Here is a 456-nt window from a genome sequence, read left to right on the forward strand (position 1 = left end):
GCGGAGGGATTCCGGGGGGCATTGCCGTCGGCAGCGGCGCGTTGGAGCATCGCTCCGACAACCGTTGATCCGGGGGGAGTTGCCGTGGACATCCTGTTCGTCCTGATGCTGGCCGCCGTGGTGGCCGTCCTACTGATGTACTGCGTGCAGCGGCGCTCCCAGCACCGCGAGTCGCTGCGCGCGGCGGTGCTGGGAGCGCAGGTGGAACTGCTGAAGGCGGCGGCGGGTGATGCGGACCTGGCGGTTGCTGCGGCCGGCCCGCAGCTGGCCGGCGATCCGGCCGAGGCGCGCCGACACCTTTTCCTCGATGCCCAGGTGACGGTCTGGGAGCTGCACTGGCGGCTCGGTGCCCTGTCGGAGAGGCAGGTGCGCGCGCACGCGGAGGCGTTGATGGCCCGGGAGGAGGGGCGCCGGTTCTGGCAGCGGGCCGGCTCGGCGCGTACGGCGGTGGTGGGC

Annotated in this window: 1 protein-coding gene; it reads left to right on the forward strand. The window is 73.0% G+C overall.

Features of this window, described 5'->3' with window-relative positions:
* Window positions 1-84 precede the first annotated feature (84 nt).
* The coding region (locus tag G3I78_RS48255; RefSeq protein ID WP_164436967.1) for a DUF6082 family protein at window positions 85-456 on the forward strand (372 nt) is incomplete at its 3' end.

This window comes from Streptomyces sp. SID13726 (assembly GCF_010548375.1).
In the GTDB taxonomy this organism is placed as follows: domain Bacteria; phylum Actinomycetota; class Actinomycetes; order Streptomycetales; family Streptomycetaceae; genus Streptomyces.